The organism is Sphingobium sp. B7D2B (assembly GCF_025961895.1).
Taxonomy (GTDB): Bacteria; Pseudomonadota; Alphaproteobacteria; order Sphingomonadales; family Sphingomonadaceae; genus Sphingobium.
This window is the reverse complement of sequence record NZ_JAOQOM010000001.1, coordinates 1,601,254-1,620,591: the sequence shown is the minus strand read 5'-3', so window position 1 is coordinate 1,620,591 and position 19,338 is coordinate 1,601,254. Positions and strand designations below refer to the sequence as shown.

Genomic DNA, 19,338 nt, shown 5'->3' with positions numbered 1-19,338 from the left:
GCTTCACGCCTCCAGTCCCGAGCTGGATTCGATCTCTTCGGCGAGCGCCTGCACATGCGCGTCGGCGGCAATCATCCGGTCCAGCGCCTCGATGAGAAGCTGCTGGGCGGAGCGCTTCGAGACCGCGCTCAGCAAGCGCAGACGCAGGTGCCTCTCGCTATCGATCCGCAGCGTGAACGCCGCCTTGCGGCCGACGCCCGCCAGACTGGCCGGGCGCTTGGAAGGGACTTTCGGCGGCGTGACGCGCAGGCTGATTTGCTCGGCGAGGGCCAGCATCTGCTGCTTGGCCGGGGAGACCGGCGCCGGGTCGCTCTCAGCCACGGACACATTGGCGTTGATCGGCACCGCAGCGTCCGTCCCGGTGGTCGGCGCTGTCATGTGAGGGACAGCGCCCTCCCCCATGTCATTCCAGCCAAGGTCATCATGGACGGTCGGGGCGGTCGAAAGACCCGGCAGCGCCGGGCGACGCATGGCCGGGCGCGCAGTGCCCCGCCGCGCGAGCAGGCTCGCCGTCAGCGATGCCGCAGGGCGCGGCTCGGTCATGGAATTATCGCGATTCATCCCTGCACCACCCGACGACCGAAGCCCGTCTGGCGCGACATGGCCGCTGCGACATGGCTGGGCGAAAACACTGTCCGCCGGAAATTCCGCTCGAGCCGATCGGCCACATAGCTCCACAGCTGCTCGACCTCCTGCGCCGAGCGCCCCTTGGGATCGAAGTCCATCACCGTGCGCCCATCGATCATCGAGGACGCAAAATCGGTGCGCTGGTGAATGGTGACCGGTGCCACCGTGCCGTGCTGCGAAAGCGCAATCGCGGCTTCCGAGGTGATGCGCGCCCGCGGCGTTGCCGCATTGACCACGAAGATAAGCGGCTTGCCGGCGCGTTCGCACAGGTCGACCGTCGCGCCCACGGCACGCAGATCGTGCGGGCTGGGCCGGGTCGGCACCACGATCAGCTCGGCGACGCCGATGACGCTCTGAATGGCCATGGTAATGGCGGGCGGCGTGTCGATGACCGCCAGCTTGAAGCCCTGCTGGCGCAGCGCCTCAAGATCGCCGGCGAGACGCGCGACGCTTGTCTGAGCAAAGGCCGGATAATCGTCGCTGCGCTCGTTCCACCAATCGGAGAGCGAACCCTGCGGATCGATATCGATAAGGACGACCGGCCCCGCGCCAGCGCGCTGCGCCTGAACCGCAAGATGGCCAGACAGCGTGGTCTTTCCGGAACCGCCCTTCTGAGATGCTAGCGCCAATATCCGCACGACATTCCCCCGCTCGATCATGGATCGGGCAAGGAAATCTCACGCTTCCCTCTAAGATTCGGTTAAGTGCGCTACCCGCCGCGCGGGAGAGACAGGGCTAACCCGTCACCCACTGCGCCCGAGCGATGCCCAAAGCATGCAGCAGAACGCTGAGGTCACCCCGCTCGATGGCGGCATCGGCAGCGGCGCGCGTCTTGGGCTTGGCATGGTAGGCAACGCCTAGCCCGGCCGCCTCGATCATCGGAATATCGTTCGCGCCGTCACCGATGGCGATGGACTGCGCGGGCGCCAATCCGCCCTGCTGCGCCGCCCCGAGCAGTTCGGCGCGCTTGCGTGCGGCATCGACAATCGGTTCGCCGACCGTGCCGGCAAGCTTGCCGTCCGCGATGTGCAGGGTGTTGGCAATGGCGACATCGAACCCGATCTCCTGCGCGACCGGCTGCGCGAACGGCACGAAGCCGCCGGACACCAGGATCGTGCGCGCGCCGCGTGACCGCAGGGTCTGCACCAGCGCCCGCGCGCCGGGCATCAGCCGCACCCGCTCGGCACGGCAGCGATCGATCATCGTCGCATCGAGCCCCTTGAGCAGCGCGACCCGCCCGGTCAGCGCCTGCGCGAAATCCAGTTCCCCGCGCATTGCTCGCTCTGTGACCGCCGCGATCTCGTCCTTGAGCCCTGCATAATCGGCCAGCTCGTCGATGCACTCGACGGTGATCATCGTCGAATCCATATCCGCCACGAACAGACGGCAGTCGCGGTTCGCCGCCGCGAGCACGAACAGGTCGGCGGGCGGCGCCAGCGCTTCCAGCGCCGCGCGCGCAACGGCCCGGTCGCCAGCGAAGGGCAAGTCCACAGCCTCACCCGCCTCGATCCAGACCGGCGCGGCGACATCGAGACCCGCCTGCGCCAGCGCATCGCGCGCGGCGGTCACGTCCCCCTGCCCAAGTCCGTCATGCGCGACTAAGGTCGCAACCATGTCCCGTCCGTCCGAAATGCCGCCAGCCATGCCTAATCCTGATTCCCTGCCCGAAATGCGCGACCGGGAGCGGCCGCCGGTGGCGCTTATTGCCGGGCCGACCGCCAGCGGCAAGAGCGCAGTCGCAATGCGGCTCGCGCTCGCGACGGGCGGCATCATCATCAATGCCGATGCCAGCCAGGTCTATGCGGACCTCAATGTGCTGACCGCCCGCCCGCCCGAGGAGGATCTCGCCCAGGCTCCGCACCGCCTCTTCGGCCATATCGACGGCATGGAGGATTGCTCAGCCGCGCGCTGGGCGCAGGAGGCCAAGGCAGAAATCCATGCCGCCCATGCACAGGACGTTCCGGCTATTCTCGTGGGCGGCACCGGGCTTTATCTGCACACGCTGCTGCACGGCATCGCACCGGTGCCGGCGATCGACCCCGCGATTCGCGATGCCGTGCGCGCGCTGCCGGTGGCACAAAGCTATGCCGCGCTGGAACGGGAAGACCCGGTCAGCGCGGCGCGGCTCAATCCGGCGGATACCTCGCGCGTCGCGCGCGCGCTGGAGGTCGTCCGCTCGACCGGGACGCCGCTCCCCCAATGGCAGGCCCGGCGGGAAGGCGGCCTTGCGGGACACATGCGTTTTCACGGCGCGGTGGTGATGTTGCCGCGCGAGGTGCTCGCCGAACGCGCCGAGCAACGGCTGGATCTCATGCTGGCGCATGGCGCCATCGAGGAGGTCGAAGCGCTCGTTCGCCGGGACATTCCGCCTGATCGACCGGTGCTTCGCGCACTCGGAGTCCGGGAACTCGCCGCGATGCTGGCGGGCCAAATCGACCGGGCGACAGCACGGGCGGCTATCCTCCAGCAGACCATCGCTTATCAGAAGCGGCAGCGGACATGGGCTCGGGGCCGGCAAGCCGCCTGGACGACCATCGATCCGCAGGCTGAGGTGACCATCGAAGACTTCAACATCATCGCGCCGGAGGCCCATTAACGGCCACCTGCTCGCCTGTGCCAAAACCGGACACGGCTTTCGACGTGCAAGATGAACGCTTCAACGCTCTGACAAATGGTATAAAGGCCGTTCATCTTTCGCCATCCCGCACCGACGGAGACCTGTTTCATGCTCAAGCGTTCGTCCCTTGCCATCGCGCTCGGCCTCGCCGCGTTTGCCAGCGCCCCCGCCCTCGCATCCGGCGATGCCGCTGCGGGCCTTGAAGCGCTCAAGAACTATAATCTCATCGTGCTGGGTGACGTGAACCTGAAGCATGATGTCGAGGGCAAGATGCTGGTCGGCGGCAACCTGACCGGCGCGAGCCAAGTCGGCATCGGCAATTCGAGCCAGGGCCAGACAAAGAATGCCGGTATTCCCGTTCTGACAGTAGGCGGCAATATCTCCAATGCCGATATCAAGGTGCATAACGGATCCAATGGCGGCGTCGGCACCATCGCCAGCGGCGGCAGTGCCTCGGTCGCCGGCAATGTCAGCAACAGCTGGCTGACGATGAACTCGACGCCCCGCACCGTGACGGTCGGCGGCAACTTCACCGGCAGCAATCCCAACATCGGCAACGGGGACGTCTATACGATCGGCGGCAGCTTCTCCGGCGGGACGATCAACCAGAGTGGCGGCTCGCTGAATGTCGGCGGCACCGCGTCTGGCAACTTCAACGGTGGCACGCGCAACTTCAATCTCGCCTCCGGCAATTCCGGCTATGCGGCCTCGGTCTCGGCACCCATCACGGCGACCGTGACCAAGGTTTCCAACGATGTGCGCGCGCTCTCGACCGCACTCGCCTCGCTCAACATGGCGAGCAACCCGAGCGGCTTCGACATCACCGGCACGGCCATGACGCTGAACGCCGTGGACAATGGCGCCGGCTATGCGCTGTTCTCCTTCAATGCGGCCGACTTCGCATCGATCAACAGCCTGAAGTACAACTTCTCGGGCACGACGCCCGTCATCATCAATGTGTTCGGCACCGATGTGAACCTGGGCTTCAACTCCGACGGCGCAAATCAAGCGAACAACCAGCAGGTCATCTGGAACTTCGTGAACGCGGAGACGCTCAACTTCTCCGGCAACATCTTTTATGGCTCGGTCCTGGCGCCCAGCGCCAGCCTGCTGATCCACACCCCGATCGAAGGTTCGGTCGTGGTCGGGCGCTATACTGATGGCAATGGCGGCGAGATCCACCTCGGCACCTTCAACGGCAACCTCAATCTGGTCCCCGTGCCCGAGCCCTCCACCTGGGCGATGATGATCATGGGCCTGGGCCTGACCGGTCTGGCGATGCGTCGCCGCGCGAAGACCGTCGCCTTCGCCTGACGGCCACGATCTTCATCATCCTTGAAAAGCTGGAACGGCGCTGACTTCGGTCGGCGCCGTTTCCATTTGGGCCGCTGGCGAGAGCATGCCCGTCCAATAAAATGTTGCAAATTTTTCCGTTATTGTAATTTTATTACTCAATATTGATTTGACACGGCATTTTATAATTCATAGAGGCACCAACCTTGTCAGGGCAGATCCTTTCGACCAAGGGCGCTGCTAATGGTTTTCAAGGAGTTTCCCGTGGCCGAGAGAAGCGGCGCCGACATTCTGGTTCAATGCCTGCTCGATCTGGGGGTCGACACCGTGTTCGGCTATCCCGGCGGCGCGGTGCTGCCGATCTATGACACGATCTACGATCACCCGAAGATCCAGCACATTCTCGTCCGCCACGAACAGGCTGCGGCCCACGCCGCCGAGGGCTATGCTCGTTCGACCGGCAAGCCCGGCGTCGTGCTCGTCACATCCGGCCCCGGCGCGACCAACGCGATCACCGGCATCACCGACGCGCTGATGGATTCCATCCCGATGGTCGTCATCACCGGGCAGGTGCCGACGACGCTGATCGGCACGGATGCGTTCCAGGAAGCCGATACCGTCGGCCTCACGCGCCACTGCACCAAGCATAATTATCTGGTGAAGAGCCCGGCCGATCTGGCCGCGACGGTGCACGAGGCGTTCCACATCGCGACCTCCGGCCGCCCCGGCCCGGTCGTGATCGATATTCCCAAGGACGTGCAGGTTGCCACCGCCGGCTATGAGAAGCCCTCCCTGAACGCCCATCCCAGCTACCGGCCGCAAACCGAGCCGGACGCGGAGATGATCGACAAGGCCATTGCGCTCATTCTCGATGCCAAGCAGCCAGTCCTCTACACGGGCGGCGGCGTCATCAATTCCGGCCCCGCGGCCAGCGAAGCGCTGCGGGCGCTGGCCGACATGCTCGGCGCACCGGTCACCTCGACGCTCATGGGCCTGGGCGCCTACCCCGCCTCCTCGTCGCAATGGCTGGGCATGCTGGGGATGCATGGCACCTACGAAGCCAATTTCGCGATGAACAAGGCCGATCTCATCCTGGCGCTGGGTTCGCGGTTCGATGACCGCGTGACCGGCCGGCTGGATGCGTTCGCCCCGCTCAGCAAGAAGATCCATGTCGACATCGACCGCGGCTCGATCAACAAGATCGTGCCGGTGGACGTGCCCGTTGTCGCCGATGTCGGCCGCGCGATCGAGGCGATCATCGCTGGCCTCAAGGCGCGCGGGTTCAAGAAGCCCGATTACAGCGGCTGGTGGTCGCAGATCGACGAGTGGCGCGCACGCAAGAGCCTCGATTATGTCGAGACCGGCGAGGAGATCATGCCCCAGCGGGCCATCGCCGAGCTCTATAACGCGACCCGCGACCGCGACACGATCATCACGACCGAAGTCGGCCAGCACCAGATGTGGGCGGCCCAGCACTATCATTTCGAGGAGCCGAACAAGTGGCTCACCTCGGGCGGGCTCGGCACGATGGGTTATGGCTTCCCGGCCGCGATCGGCGCCCAGCTGGGCAACCCCGATTCGCTGGTGATCGACGTGGCCGGCGATGCCTCGATCCAGATGAACATCCAGGAGCTTGGCACGGCGATCCAGTATCGCCTGCCGGTCAAGATCTTCATCCTGAACAACGAATATATGGGCATGGTCCGCCAGTGGCAGGAACTGACGTATGAGAGCCGCTATTCGCACAGCTATTCGGACAGCCTGCCCGATTTCGTGAAGCTGGCCGAAGCTTATGGCGCGACCGGCATTCGCATCGAGACGATGGACGAGCTGATCCCCGGCATCCTCCGGATGATCGACACGCCGGGCCCGGTCATTGTCGATTGCCGGGTGGCCAAGCTCTCCAACTGCTTCCCGATGATCCCGTCTGGCGCGGCGCATACCGATATGCTGCTCGACCCCAGCCAGGTCTCCGGGACGATGGACGACGAGGCCAGGGCACTGGTCTGATGACCCAGCCCGTCCGCCTTCGCCTCCATGTCAGCGAGCCGTTCGATTTCGAGCGGCACAATGAGAGTGCCGACCTGTTCGGCACGACGCGCGACCATGGCGACGAGGATGCGGGCGAGTGGGTGATCGAACTGGAAAGCCGGTTTCAATTCAACGAGCAGGATTATGACAGCGTTCTGGTGTCGCCCCGCTATGTTGGAGAGCCGCTGCGCCGGGTGTTCGATGCGATGCTGGGCGAACCGGTGCGCATTGCCCACCGCACGCCCGAGGGCTGGCATTATGCGATGACGGGCATGCTCTCGGTCGCGCCGCCAGCCAGTGACGGCCCGGCCGGGACGCCAGACAATCCAACCGGTCTCTGACCGACCTGATTTTGAACCCATTGCGATTTCTTGACGAGGACGAAGAGTGATGCACATCCGCCAGGAGGACAGCGAACGCCATGTGCTGTCCGTCACGGTCACCAACGAGGCAGGCATTCTCGCGCGGATCGCGGGTCTGTTTTCGGCACGCGGCTACAATATCGAGAGCCTGACCGTCGCGGACGTGAGCGCGGACCATAAGGTCAGCCGCATCACCATCGTGACCAACGGGCCGCCGCGCGTGATCGACCAGATCATTGCCCAGCTCGAGCGACTCGTGCCGGTGCACAAGGTGACCGACCTCACCGAGATCGGCCCCTTCGTGGAGCGCGAGCTGGCGCTGGTGAAGGTCGCCGGCACTGGCGAGGCGCGCATCGAGGCGCTGCGGCTGGCGGACGTGTTCCGCGCCAAGGTGGTCGACACCACGCTGGAGAGCTTCGTCTTCGAGATCACCGGGCCGAGCAGCAAGGTCGATACGTTCGTCGGCCTGATGCGCGAGCTGGGGCTCGTTGAAGTGGGCCGCACCGGCGTTGTCGGGATGCTGCGGGGCGCCGCCGCCTGAATTTAGCCAGTCCACCCCGCAGAAAACCGCGACACCGGCTTGGCTTTGCCGGCTGAAAGGTGCAGGAGCGGTCCGCCGGCGGGGGCCGACACGAAATTTTTTACATGGATGCCGACACAGGTCGGCCCGACGAACTGAAAGAGAAGGGTTCTGGGAAATGCGTGTTTATTACGATCGCGATGCCGATATCGGCCTCATCAAGGGCAAGAAGGTCGCCATCCTCGGCTATGGCAGCCAAGGCCATGCCCATGCGCAGAACCTGCGCGATTCGGGCGTTGCTGAAGTCGCGATCGCGCTGCGTCCCGGCTCGCCCTCGGCTACCAAGGCAGAAGGCGCGGGCTTCAAGGTGCTCGCGAATGCGGATGCTGCCAAGTGGGCCGACGTGCTGATGATCCTCGCGCCCGACGAGCATCAGGCCGCCATCTACGAGAACGACATCAAGGGCAATCTGCGCCCCGGCGCCGCGCTGGCGTTCGCGCACGGCCTCAACGTCCACTTCGGCCTCATCGAGCCGCCGGCAGATGTCGACGTGATCATGATCGCGCCCAAGGGCCCGGGTCACACCGTGCGCGGCGAATATGTGAAGGGCGGCGGCGTGCCGTGCCTCATCGCCGTCCATCAGGACGCGACCGGCAATGCCCATGACATCGCCCTCTCCTACGCCTCGGGCGTTGGCGGCGGTCGCTCGGGCATCATCGAGACCAACTTCAAGGAAGAGTGCGAGACCGACCTGTTCGGCGAGCAGGCTGTGCTGTGCGGTGGCTTGACCCACCTCATCCAGGCCGGTTTCGAGACGCTGGTGGAAGCCGGTTACGCGCCGGAAATGGCCTATTTCGAGTGCCTCCACGAGGTGAAGCTGATCGTCGACCTGATGTATGAGGGCGGCATCGCCAACATGCGCTACTCGATCTCGAACACGGCCGAATATGGCGACATCACCACCGGTCCGCGCATCATCACCGAAGAGACCAAGTGGGAGATGAAGAAGGTGCTGGAGGACATCCAGTCCGGCCGCTTCGTCAAGAACTTCGTGCTCGACAACCGCGCCGGCCAGCCGGAGCTGAAGGCCAGCCGCAAGGCCGCCGCCGCCCACCCGATCGAGCAGACCGGCGCCCAGCTGCGCGCCATGATGCCCTGGATCGGCGCCAACAAGCTGGTGGATCAGGCCAAGAACTGAGCCTTTTCCGGAATCAGTCCAGAGATGGGGCGGCGGACCGTTGGTTCGCCGCCCTTTCTGTTACGCGCTGTCCTTCACCAGATCGGCCAGCGCCTGCCATGGCGCGATATTCCAATAGCGCCGCGCCGAGCCGGATGGCGAAGGCAGCACGAACAGCCGCGTCCTCCCAATGCGCTCACTCTGTTCGCCCAGCGCGATCCGGCCCGTCGGGCGATCGAGCAGACGGCTGGCGCCGGCCTTGCTGGTTAAGGCGAGGACAGCGGGCTGATAGCGCAGCATTTTTTCGCGCAGCACCGCCCCATCCAGCGCGTCGGCCGGCAGCTCGGCATCATTGCCGAAATGGCCTTTGGCAAGATCGGTGAGGCCGATGCCCAGATCCAGCAATCGCGGATAATCGCGCGGCGAGATCCGCTCCGGCGTCAGCCCGACCTCGTGCAGCGTGCGCCAGAACAAATTGGTCGGATTGGCATAATAAGCGCGCGCCTGTGCAGACTGGCGTCCGAGCGCCGTTCCGCAGAAGACCAGCCGCAAGCCCGGTGCCAACAGGTCCGGCACGGTGAAGTCTTCCGGTAACGGACCTGATCTCGGCAGTAGCGTCATGGCTCTCATGTAAGCGTGCGCTGAGGGGGTATAAGACCAAAAACGCCTCCCCGTCATGCGGAGAGGCGTTTTTTTGGTTCGCATCACGCGTTCGTAATGCTCGGATTGGGCACCACCACCGGCTCGCCGCGCGTCTTCCACAAGGAGTAGAACACGCCGCCTGCCAGAATGACGAAGGTGACGCTGAGCGACACCACCGGCGGGATCTTGGCGATGCCGAGCGCATCGGCCAGGACGATCTTGGAGCCGATGAACACCAGCAACAGGCTGAGCGCATATTTGAGGTAATGGAAGCGATGCACCATCGCCGCCAGGGCGAAATACAGCGCGCGCAGGCCCAGAATAGCGAAGATGTTCGAGGTGTAGACGATGAACGGATCGGTGGTGATGGCGAAGATCGCCGGCACCGAGTCTACCGCGAACACCACGTCGACGAACTCGACCATCAGCAGCGCCAGGAACAGCGGCGTCATGTAGCGCACCGTCCGCCCGGTCGCGCCATCGGGCAGCTTCACCCAGAAGTGATTGCCGTGCAGTTCCTCCGTCACCCGGAAGCGGCGCTTGATCCACCGCAGCACGGGCGAGTTGCCGACCTCATACTCGGCTTCTGCATTGCGCCACATCTTGATGCCGGTGAAGATGAGGAAGGCCGCAAAGACATACAGCACCCAATCCCAGCGCTGCACGGCGGCGGCACCGAAGCCGATCATGATCGCGCGCAGGATGATGACGCCGAGAATGCCCCAGAACAGCACGCGGTGCTGGTACAGGCGCGGAATGCCGAAATAGGTGAAGATCATCGCGATGACGAAGACATTGTCCATCGCCAGGCTCTTCTCGACCACGAAGCCCGTGACGTAATTCAGGCCCGCCGTCGGCCCAAGCTGCCACCAGATCCAGCCGCCAAAGGCCAGACCAAGCGTGATGTAGAAGGCGGACATGGCGAGGCTCTCGCGCACGCCGATTTCCTTCTCCTCCTTGTGCAGCACGCCCAGATCGAAGACCAGCAGGGCCAGCACAAGGCCCATGAACATGAGCCACATCCACGCCGGCTTGCCGAGCCAGAGAATATCCAGAACTTCCATGCGTTAGGCCCCCAGTACCCGGGGACCGGCCAGCGAGCGCCGCAGCCGGCTCATCAGCACATCGCGGCGCAGACGCAAGCGCGCGACGAGGCGACCATCGGGCCGCGCCTTGCCGCGTTCACTGGACAGCGCATCATCGACGCGTTGCAGCAGGACCATCAGATTGAACGTGAAGATATTCATGAACGTCATCCTCCAAAGTGCTTTGCACGTGATCGGATGACTGGATGCCTGAGCCTGAAAAACCGAACCTGCACCGGTATCACCCGATGCGGTCCGACATCGCGAGGCGCTCATGTTTGAGCGCTGCGCCAGAGGGGCCCGGTCCGCAGGCGGCATTTTGGAGATATCCCGGCAGGTTTCAAGAGGGCGATGCGAAAAAACTTGCGTCGAGCGGCGACCGAGGCGCTATGCCAGATCACATCGCGCCTGCCGGGCCGCGAAGCCCGAGGTCTCGATCCCCATGCCACTCGATCCCCTCTACATTCTGTGCGCGGTGGTCGCCGTGGTGATTTCCGGCCTTGCCAAGGGTGGCTTTTCCGGTGCGGGCTCGCTGGCCATGCCCATTCTTGCGCTCGCCATCGATCCGGTGCGCGCCGCGGCCATCCTGCTGCCGATCCTGATCGTGCAGGACGTGGTGGGCGTCTGGGCGTTCCGCCGCACCTGGGATGGGCATGTGCTCGCGGTGATGATCCCCGGCATGACCATTGGCGTGGCGCTGGGCTATTTCTTCTCCGCGCAGGTCTCGGCGGATGTGGTGCTGGGCGTGCTCGGCGCGATCTCGATCCTGTTCGGGCTGCAGCGCCTGTGGGTCGAGCGAGGCCATGCGATCACCCTGCCCTCCAATTCCCCGGCATGGCTGGGCGTGCTGTTCGGCGTCGCATCGGGCTTCACCAGCCACGTCGCCCATGCCGGTTCGCCGCCCTTCCAGATGTGGGTGCTACCGCGCAAGCTGCCGCGCGATACGCTCGTCGGCACAACAGCCATCGCCTTTGCGGTGATGAACTGGATCAAGGTGCCGGCCTATGCCGCGCTCGGCCAGTTCACCCACGCCAATCTGCTCGCAACCGCTACGCTGATCCCACTCGCCCTCATCTCCACGATGCTGGGCGTGAAGCTGGTCCGCAAGGTCGATCCCGAGCGCTTCTATGTGCTGATCTATGTCTTGATGATCCTGCTCGGCGTGAAACTGCTCGCCGATGCGCTGATGTAAATCCGGCGCGCTCCGGGCCGCACCCTTGCATTCCCCTGATGACAGCGGCGAGCGGTACGCTATGCTAAGGCGTATCGTTCTCAATCCCCCTCGCAGACGATCAGGAGACACAGATATGCGCCTCATTCACGCTGCCCTTCCCGCTCTTCTTCTTGCCGGCATCACCGGCGGGCTGGTCGCACAGCCCGGCAAGCCGGACCCCGCCGCGATTTCCGGCGGCACCTACACCGCCGATCCCGGCCACACGCTGGTGAAGTGGGAGGTCGATCATCTGGGCTTCACGCCCTATTTCGGCATTTTCGGTGACATCACCGGCACGCTCCAGCTCGACCCCAAAAATCCTGCAGCGGCCAAGGTGGATGTGACCATTCCCGTCTCCAAGGTCACCACTGCCAGCGCGGGCCTGACGGCTCACCTGCTGCGCGCCGGCAAGGACGGCAAGGCCGCCGACTTCTTCGGCCCGACGCCGGCCGACGCCCGCTTTGTCTCGACAAGCGTCGTCGTGGACGGTCAGGCTGCCAAGATCACCGGCAACTTCACGCTGAACGGCGTGACCAAGCCGGTGACGCTCGACGCACGCTTCTATGGCGCCGGCATGGGCATGGGTAACAAGGAAAATGTCGGCTTCACCGCCACCGGCTCGATCAAGCGCAGCGACTTTGGCGTTGCTTACGGCCTGCCGATGGTGGGTGACGAGGTTAAGCTCGAGATCGTCGCCGGCTTCACCAAGTAAGCGCTGAGACTATCCGGCCGGTGAGTCGATCACCGGCCGGTCACAGCCCATGCGCGCAAGATGGGCGCGCCGCGCGACGATCCCGTCATCGCCCTTGAAGATTGGGGAGAGCGGATAGACGCCGAGCGGCTGGAACTGCCGGAAATCCATCACCGCCACATCATAGTGTGCGCACAGGGCCGCCAGATCGGTGCCCTTCAGCATTTGCAGCGCCATCACCACCGGCTTGCCCGGCGCGCCATCGGCGCCAAAGCGCACAAGGTCGGTCATGAAATAGCCGCCGCGAATATCGACGAGCACCACATCGGCGTCAGACGCACGAATGGCGGCCATCGTCTTGGCATAGCCCCGCACATAGCGCTCCGTATCGCGCGCCTGCCAGAGCGTACCTAGCAGCGCGAACAGAGCACCGGCCACCAGCAGCACCCGGCCATAGCGCGCATCGCGCGGTACGACGGCGCGCCAGCCCAGCCCGGCGAGGAGGCAGAGCGCACCGATCTGCCCGTGCATGTATCGGAAGCCCCAGCCATAGCCCTGATAGAGCGCGAGGCACAGCCCGGCGACCACGCCCAGCAGCAATGGTACAGTCACCGGCACGTCACGCCACACACTCCGCCAGCGCACGCCCAACACTGCTAGGCCGGCGAGCGGCAGGAGCAGCAGATTGTTCCAGGCGATCAGCCGCGAAATGTTCAGCAGCGGCTGTAGATCATCGAGCCGGCCGAACAGGCTGATCAGCTTGTCGACGATGCTGTTGGTGCGGTGGACATCGCTTGGCGGCGCGGGGCCGACCAGCTCGGCCAGCGCCATCGGCCAGAGCCGGGCCCAGATCACCATCAGAGCGAGCGCGACACAGATATGGAACAGCGCCGGACCCCAGCGGCGATTGGCGGCCATCCACAGGATGAACGGCGCGATGAACAGCAGCGGGAAGTGCCATTGATGCAGCCCGGCGGCCAGAATCGCGACCAATGCGGCCAGTCCATGTCCCAATGCACCGCCGCGCAACACCAGCGCCAGCCAGATCATGTTGAACGCGAAATGGCTCGTCATCGCATAAGGCGTCATGCCGGTGACGAGCAATTGCGCGGAGGTGAGCGCCATAACCATCGTCACCAGCGCAGCATCGCGCCGATCCGGGTTGAGGCGCCGCGCGATATGCCAGAGCGCGACGAGGCCCGCGCCGAGGGTCACCGGGGCGGCGAGATCGGCCAGCCCGACGCGCTGAAACAGGCTGCGGATTGCGGCATGGACCGGCAAATAGATCGACGTCCAATGCGTATCCGAACCGTAGGGACTGTAGAATTCCGGCTGCATGGCATGGCGGAATTCCAGCCAGGCTTCGGGAATCGGCCAGCCGATCATACCGTGGGCGAGCGCGCCTGCCGTCAGCTCGACCATCACCTCGTCGCGCGAAACGCTGTAGCCATGGAAAACCCACGTCCGCCCCAGCCAGGCGAGCAGAACGACGAGGAGGATGCCGGCGGGAACGAGCGCCCTCCCGGCAAAGGTGCCGCCACTTACGCGCTGGTCAGCCAGCCGACCGCGCGGCACCCGAAGACCGACGATAAAACCCGCGACCAAAAGGCCAAATGCCTGCGCGTCCAGCATCCACATATCCTGCCGGGCGAACAGATATTCGGAAATGCTCCGGCCGGGCTGGCCGCGCAAATGCCACATCCAGGTGCCCCAGCTCAGCGCGAGGCACAGCAGACCGCCCGCCACCAGCGCCGTTGCGAGAGCCAGCGGGCGCCCGCGCTGCGGGTCAGACGATCGGGACATTGCCCTCACGCGCCAGATCTGCGCGAATGAACAGGCCGTCCATTTCCACCAGCAACGGGAAATGGCCTTTATTATTGGCGAACACGGCATTGGGCACGAAGCCGCCGCGCTCCAGAAGCGCGATCATCGTGCGATAGTCCGTCGCGCCATCGTAGAGCGGGCGCACCGACAATTCGGTCTGCGCGGCGGTGATGCGCGCAGCAACCGCGCTGGCCCCGGACCAGACCTGCGCGTCGTGCCCCTGCGTATCCATCTTGAGCAGAATTGCCTTGGCATCGCGCGCCGGCTCCAGATCGGGCAGCAGCGTATCCAGCCGGGCGCAGGGCACATGGACGGTGCGCGTGACCTTGTTGCGCTCGGCAAAAATCTGCTCAAGGCCATCCTGCGGAGCATTGAGCGAGCTGAACTGGTCCGCCGCCATCAGGTGGAAGGTCGCCTCCCCGTCTCGATCCGACAGGGCGATATTATGGACGTGCCACCGTGCATCCTTGCCGGCGATCTCCACCAGCTTCGCGCAGACCTCGGGGTGCGGCTCGAACGAGAGGATCGTGCCGCGAAAGCCGACATCCTTGCGCAACATGGTGGCATATTGCCCGGCATTGGCGCCGACATCGATCACGCAATCGATGCCGAAATGCGCAATGAGCCGGCGCAGCGAGACGATCTCGCCATATTGATGCTGGCGGCCGACAAGGCCCAGCCGCACGGCCAGCCAGCGGTCGCGCAGTTCGCGGCGGTAGCGGCGCAGGTCGATCATGCCGCGCTCTCCGCGGTCGAGCGGCCGGTTCTGGCCGCGAAGCGCTCACGCGCGATCTGGTAGGCCTCTTGCGTCTGCGCGGCGGCGACATCCCATCCGGTCATCACCTGACCATGAGCGCGCGCGGCCTCGCCCGCTTCCTGCCGACGGCGCGCATCGACGATGAGCTGGCGCAGGGCCACGGCCAGCGCCGGGGCATTGCCCGCCGGAAAGCGCGTCGCCACGGCATCGGGAAGATCGCCGAACATGCCGGCATCGCTGGTCACCATGGCGGCGCCATAGCGCAGCGCGGAGAGGAAGGCACCGCTCGAATCGATCTCGCGATAGGGAAAAGCCAGAATGTCCGCCGCACGCAGATGCGCATCGAGCCGATGCTCGGTGAGGAAGCCGAGATCGGTCACCAGCCGCTCGCTAAAGCCGCCGCCATGAATGGCCTGCAGAAACGCCTCGACCGGCATGAACGGCTTGCCGGCAATCGCCAGCTCGAAGACGAGCCCGTCCCGCCAGAGATCGAGACAGGCCTGCACGAGCAGATCCAAGCCCTTATAGGGCCGAATCGTGCCGAAGAAGAGAATGCGTGGCACGGTTCCGCGCGGGACGGCGGCCAGATCCTCCGCCGTTGCCTCTCGCAAGGTCATCGGCGGATGCGGCACCAGCGCGATGTCGGCAGGGTCGATCCCCTGCTTGAGCAGCGTCTCGCGCGTCTGCTCGCCATGGACGATCAGCAGATCGAACTGCCGCAGCAGCGCCTCATAGCCGCGCCCCTGTACGCCCGAGCGATCCTCGCCATGAAACGGGCGCGCATTGTGGACGGTGTGGACCAGCGCTGTCCGCCCCGCCAGCCGATCGAGCAGGATCTTGTCCACCATCGCCAGTGGCAGCCACTGGAAATGCGCCACATCGCCCGCCAGCGAGCCTAGACGGCCGAGCCGGGCATCCAGCGCATAATCGGCGGCCTTGGCGATCTGCCCGACGCGGCCATCCCCCAGCACCGGCCGCAGCCGCTCGCCGATGCGGAAGAAGCGGGGCTCATAGCGGTAGCGCTTGGGCACAATGGCATCCGTCTCGCGCATCGGCCGGCCGATCAATGTCACGTCATTGCCGCGCGCGGCCAGCGCCTCGCACAGCCCATCATCATAGCGCGGCGTGAACAGCGAGGGATCGATCATCGAAATCTTCACACGCTGCCCCTTGCCTGCGCCTTTGTGCCCCGCGCTACCGTCAGATGCATCAGCATACGCCCATGAACCAGCCCCAGCGAAACATGAACAGCGGCGTAGAGAGCCAGAAACCCGGCGGAGAGAGTCCAGCCGAGGCTCTCATGCATGGGTATGGCGAGCGGAACCGCCAGCGCACTGCCGAGCAACAGCAGCATCGACGGCCGCAGCAAGGCCCCGAACCGCCCCAGTCCCCACTGCAGATAGACCGAGACGCAAATGAGGCTGAGGCCAAAGAGCAGCGCAATCATCATCGCAATTTCAGAATATTGCAGGTCTAGATTGCCATCGAATATGATGTGGGCGACCAGCTTTCCCGCAATCAGCAGTCCGATGCTGCCTGCCATCGTGGCGCCCAGCGACCACCCAAGGCAGCGCAGGACAGCGCGCCGCACGCCGGCCCCATCGCCCTGATAGGCCGCGCGCGTCAGGCCGGGCAGAACCGTCTCCGCAAGAGCGCGAATGACGGCGGACAGCGAGCGGGACAGCTTAAACACCAGATCGAAGAGCAGCAGCGGCCGTGGGTCCGGCGTCACCGCGACGATGGTGAAATAGGGCGCGTTATAGGCGCCGACATCACACAGCGTGAGAAGGCCGGTGTGGCCGAAATCGGAGAGATAATGCACCCGCACCGCCGCCAGCCCCGGCCCCAGCACAATCCAGTCGCGCCGCCGCATCGCCAATGTCGCGTGGAAGGTCGCAAGCCCGGCGCACAGCACCCCGAGCGCGACGACCAGTTGAATGAGCACCGACTCAAGGATCGGCAGCGGCCCGAGCGCGGCCAGTAGCAGCGCGAGGCCCGAGATACGGCGGATGCTGTCGAGCGCTTCCCACCAGAGATTGTGATCGACCGCCGCCAGCGCCCGCCGCGCCAGCAGGGTGAGCAGATTGAAGGCGGCGACGAGATAGAAGGTGATGAACAGCGCCGGATAGTCGGTCTTCAGCCAGCCCGTCGCGATGGCGCCACCGATCAGCACGGCGCCCAAGGCCACGAGACCAGCAAGAATCCACAGCAGGGCGACCAGCTCGGCGGGATCGAACGCGCCCTCCCCGCTCACCCGCAAGCGCCGCAACCGGGCATAGGCGATGGCGCTCAGGCCAAGCTCGGCGGACACGGTGAAGTTGGCGAAGGCGACCAGCAGCAGAAAGCCGCGAAACTCCTCAAGGGGGAGAATTCGCACGAACACGAAGGTGACGACGAAGCCCCACAGCATGGCGAGGGCCACATTGCCCAGCTTCACCAGCCCGAGCAGCCCGGAATGACGCTCAAGACGCCCCGCCAGCGCAATCAGGCCGGCCATCACCCCCGCAGGCTCATCATGCCGGACGACGGGCGCGGAACAGCGTGTCTGCCAGCGCCTCCCGCCTCACCGCCTCGGGCGGGCGGGACGCGGCATCAATCAGGTCCACCTCGAAGCCGGCCGCGCGGATGCGCTCGGCAAAGTCACGGCCATATTGGCGGACATGGTCCCACTGGCCGAAGCGCCGCTCCCGCTCGCGGCCGGAGAGATCCGGCGGGCCATCCTCGCTGGGGCGATCCCACAGCGGCACGAGCAGCCAGGCCTCGCCGCCGGGCTTGAGCGCCCGCAGCAGATTGCGCAGCACCACCGCGTCGTCTGGCACATGCTCCATCACATGGCTGGCATAAATGCGGTCGTATCGCGACTCGTCGGTCATCGCCATCAGGTCGAGGCGCTGGACGCCGGGGACGGCATAGCGGGAGGGGTCGATATCGGCGGGCACATAATCGCCGGCATGGGCACGGAACCGCTCGATCAGGCTCGCCTCGCCCGGCGCGCAATGCAGCACCGCGCTCCAGGCCGGCAGGGTGATGACGCCTTCATCGAGGAGATGGTGCATCAGCCGTTCGCGCGGCGATGCGCCGCAATCGAGGCACCCCCACTCGGCTTCGTCGCCATAGCGGAAAAAGCCCACCACATCGTGCCGGCAGGCCGGGCAGTGCCGGTCACGCGCAGCGCCGAAGGCTGACCGCACGGCCAGTTCGGCTCTCGAGAGATGCTTACCTGCGGCCTTGCGCACGCGTTGCATGGTGATCATGGCGCGAGCCTATACAATGCTGCACCCCGAAAGCGAGAGGAACCGCACATCTTTGCGTGCACGGCCTCAGTCGCGGGACTTGGCGGGCGTCCACAGCGTGAAGGTCTGCCCGCGCATGGCGAGCAGCACGCCCTTCAAAGTCGCCATATAGGCCAGCAAAAGATCGAAGATCGCCGCGAGCGGCCCGCGTCTTGCCATCGCGCCCAGCATCGCCAGCACCAGCCCGGCCGCGACCAGCGCGACTGCGGCAACGGGCGTGATCCGCCAGGCCAGTGCCAGCGCCGCCAGCACCGCCAGAGCGATCCACAGGCCACCGAACCAGCGCACAATCTTGCGCGAGCCATATTTGAACCGGTCGAGCCGGCTCATCCGCCGCAATCCCGGCCGCAAATGCCGGTGCGTGTGCCAACTGCGGGCGGCGATGCGCACCTTGCGGCGATATTCGTCCGCGCGCTGGGCCACCATCGCCTCGCGGGCGATCACGTCCTTGGCCTTGATGAGTCGGCGGCCGGCGAAGACCACGGCCATGGAGACGGTGAGATCGTCCAGCACGCTGTCGGGGAAATCAGGATAGAGCGCGCGCCGGATAGAGAAGATCGATCCGTCCGCCCCCATCACATTGCCGGTGCGCGACTCGAGATCCTTGAGATGCTCCTCAAGCCGCCAGTAGAGCGCGCCCACAGACGCCGAAGCGCTGCGATCCGCGCCATCATAATGCAGCGAGCCGAGCACGCCGCCGACCTGCGGATCGGCATAATAAGGCAGCAGCGCATCGATGGCGTCCGCATCGAGCAGCACATTGGCGTCGGTGAAGACGAGGATGTCGCCCGTGGCCATGGCCGCCAGCTGCTTCATCCCGTGCGCCTTGCCGCTGCGACCCGGCCCACGCAGCAGGGTGAGGACGTCCTGAGCCAGTGCCAGCAGGTCGCCCGTCCCATCGCTTGAGCCATCGTCGAAGGCGAGAACCTGCAAACCCGGATGCCGCGCCTTCAGCAGGCGCAAATTCTCGATCTTCGCGGGCAGCGATGCGGCCTCGTTATAAGCGCAGAAGAGCAGCGAGACGGTGGGTGGGGCCGCGCCGCCCGCCTGCTCGACCGGCTTGGTCGGCAGCAGCCGCAGGATGAGCGGATAGATGAGGAACGGCCAGACCAACAGCACCGCACATAGCACGATGATGAGGGCGAGGATCACATCGACGGGCGTCATCGTATGTGTCCCCTCCGGGCTTCCCTGTTCTCCTGCGAA

20 protein-coding genes are annotated in these 19,338 nt (G+C 65.2%); 8 read left to right on the top strand and 12 right to left on the bottom strand.

Annotation, left to right across the window (positions count from 1 at the left end; translation table 11 throughout):
- Positions 1 to 3: 3 nt before the first annotated feature.
- From M2341_RS07335 to serB, 3 genes are all read right to left on the bottom strand, one after another.
- Complete coding sequence (locus M2341_RS07335) at positions 4 to 561, bottom strand: hypothetical protein (RefSeq protein ID WP_264584788.1); 558 nt, start codon at positions 559 to 561, stop codon at positions 4 to 6.
- Positions 558 to 1,265: a ParA family protein gene (locus M2341_RS07330; protein ID WP_264574857.1), complete on the bottom strand. Its 708-nt coding sequence runs from the start codon at positions 1,263 to 1,265 to the stop codon at positions 558 to 560. The genes M2341_RS07335 and M2341_RS07330 overlap by 4 nt, the downstream gene beginning before the upstream one ends.
- 97 nt (positions 1,266 to 1,362) lie before the next feature.
- Positions 1,363 to 2,271 carry a phosphoserine phosphatase SerB gene (gene serB, locus M2341_RS07325; RefSeq protein WP_264584787.1) on the bottom strand — a complete coding sequence of 303 codons (909 nt, stop codon included), beginning with the start codon at positions 2,269 to 2,271 and terminating at the stop codon, positions 1,363 to 1,365.
- A gap of 25 nt (positions 2,272 to 2,296) precedes the next feature.
- On the opposite strand from serB, the gene miaA reads away from it, so the two are divergent.
- From miaA to ilvC, 6 genes are all read left to right on the top strand, one after another.
- A complete protein-coding gene (miaA, locus tag M2341_RS07320) occupies positions 2,297 to 3,223 on the top strand; it encodes a tRNA (adenosine(37)-N6)-dimethylallyltransferase MiaA (RefSeq protein WP_413715693.1) in 927 nt (308 codons plus the stop codon).
- A 129-nt stretch (positions 3,224 to 3,352) separates the two neighbouring features.
- Entirely contained in the window at positions 3,353 to 4,558 is a 1,206-nt protein-coding gene (locus M2341_RS07315; protein ID WP_264584785.1) for a collagen-binding domain-containing protein, read from the top strand.
- A gap of 243 nt (positions 4,559 to 4,801) precedes the next feature.
- Positions 4,802 to 6,547, top strand: a complete 1,746-nt coding sequence (locus M2341_RS07310) for an acetolactate synthase 3 large subunit (protein WP_264584784.1) — start codon at positions 4,802 to 4,804, stop codon at positions 6,545 to 6,547.
- Positions 6,547 to 6,909 carry a hypothetical protein gene (locus tag M2341_RS07305; RefSeq protein ID WP_264584783.1) on the top strand — a complete coding sequence of 121 codons (363 nt, stop codon included), beginning with the start codon at positions 6,547 to 6,549 and terminating at the stop codon, positions 6,907 to 6,909. Before M2341_RS07310 ends, M2341_RS07305 begins: the two co-directional genes overlap by 1 nt.
- Before the next feature lie 49 nt (positions 6,910 to 6,958).
- Complete coding sequence (ilvN, locus tag M2341_RS07300) at positions 6,959 to 7,471, top strand: acetolactate synthase small subunit (RefSeq protein ID WP_181559290.1); 513 nt, start codon at positions 6,959 to 6,961, stop codon at positions 7,469 to 7,471.
- Between the two features lie 157 nt (positions 7,472 to 7,628).
- A complete protein-coding gene (ilvC, locus tag M2341_RS07295) occupies positions 7,629 to 8,648 on the top strand; it encodes a ketol-acid reductoisomerase (protein ID WP_181559289.1) in 1,020 nt (339 codons plus the stop codon).
- Between the two features lie 60 nt (positions 8,649 to 8,708).
- Here ilvC and M2341_RS07290 read toward each other — a convergent pair whose 3' ends face one another.
- The 3 genes from M2341_RS07290 to M2341_RS07280 form a co-directional block, all read right to left on the bottom strand.
- Complete coding sequence (locus M2341_RS07290; RefSeq protein WP_264584782.1) at positions 8,709 to 9,248, bottom strand: mismatch-specific DNA-glycosylase; 540 nt, start codon at positions 9,246 to 9,248, stop codon at positions 8,709 to 8,711.
- Positions 9,249 to 9,331: 83 nt separating this feature from the next.
- Positions 9,332 to 10,333 carry a TerC family protein gene (locus M2341_RS07285; RefSeq protein ID WP_264584781.1) on the bottom strand — a complete coding sequence of 334 codons (1,002 nt, stop codon included), beginning with the start codon at positions 10,331 to 10,333 and terminating at the stop codon, positions 9,332 to 9,334.
- Between the two features lie 3 nt (positions 10,334 to 10,336).
- Entirely contained in the window at positions 10,337 to 10,516 is a 180-nt protein-coding gene (locus M2341_RS07280; RefSeq protein ID WP_264579215.1) for a hypothetical protein, read from the bottom strand.
- Between the two features lie 280 nt (positions 10,517 to 10,796).
- Between M2341_RS07280 and M2341_RS07275 the strand changes: the two genes are divergently transcribed.
- Together M2341_RS07275 and M2341_RS07270 are read left to right on the top strand one after the other, a co-directional pair.
- A complete protein-coding gene (locus tag M2341_RS07275) occupies positions 10,797 to 11,546 on the top strand; it encodes a sulfite exporter TauE/SafE family protein (protein ID WP_264584780.1) in 750 nt (249 codons plus the stop codon).
- A gap of 115 nt (positions 11,547 to 11,661) precedes the next feature.
- Entirely contained in the window at positions 11,662 to 12,279 is a 618-nt protein-coding gene (locus M2341_RS07270) for a YceI family protein (protein WP_264584779.1), read from the top strand.
- Positions 12,280 to 12,288: 9 nt separating this feature from the next.
- Here M2341_RS07270 and M2341_RS07265 read toward each other — a convergent pair whose 3' ends face one another.
- The 6 genes from M2341_RS07265 to M2341_RS07240 all read right to left on the bottom strand — a co-directional run bounded on the left by M2341_RS07265 (position 12,289) and on the right by M2341_RS07240 (position 19,299).
- On the bottom strand, positions 12,289 to 14,061 hold the full coding sequence (locus tag M2341_RS07265; protein ID WP_264584778.1) for an MFS transporter: 1,773 nt from the start codon (positions 14,059 to 14,061) through the stop codon (positions 12,289 to 12,291).
- The gene (locus M2341_RS07260; RefSeq protein WP_264586001.1) at positions 14,045 to 14,809 is read right to left on the bottom strand and encodes an FkbM family methyltransferase; all 765 of its coding nucleotides are present in this window, start codon (positions 14,807 to 14,809) and stop codon (positions 14,045 to 14,047) included. The genes M2341_RS07265 and M2341_RS07260 overlap by 17 nt, the downstream gene beginning before the upstream one ends.
- Before the next feature lie 5 nt (positions 14,810 to 14,814).
- Entirely contained in the window at positions 14,815 to 15,999 is a 1,185-nt protein-coding gene (locus M2341_RS07255) for a glycosyltransferase family 4 protein (RefSeq protein ID WP_264584777.1), read from the bottom strand.
- A complete protein-coding gene (locus M2341_RS07250; protein WP_264584776.1) occupies positions 15,996 to 17,336 on the bottom strand; it encodes a hypothetical protein in 1,341 nt (446 codons plus the stop codon). Before M2341_RS07250 ends, M2341_RS07255 begins: the two co-directional genes overlap by 4 nt.
- A 16-nt stretch (positions 17,337 to 17,352) precedes the next feature.
- Positions 17,353 to 18,093, bottom strand: a complete 741-nt coding sequence (locus M2341_RS07245) for a class I SAM-dependent methyltransferase (protein WP_264584775.1) — start codon at positions 18,091 to 18,093, stop codon at positions 17,353 to 17,355.
- Between the two features lie 66 nt (positions 18,094 to 18,159).
- Positions 18,160 to 19,299 (bottom strand): glycosyltransferase family 2 protein, encoded by a 1,140-nt coding sequence (locus tag M2341_RS07240; RefSeq protein WP_264584774.1) that lies wholly within the window; start codon positions 19,297 to 19,299, stop codon positions 18,160 to 18,162.
- Between the last annotated feature and the right edge of the window lie 39 nt (positions 19,300 to 19,338).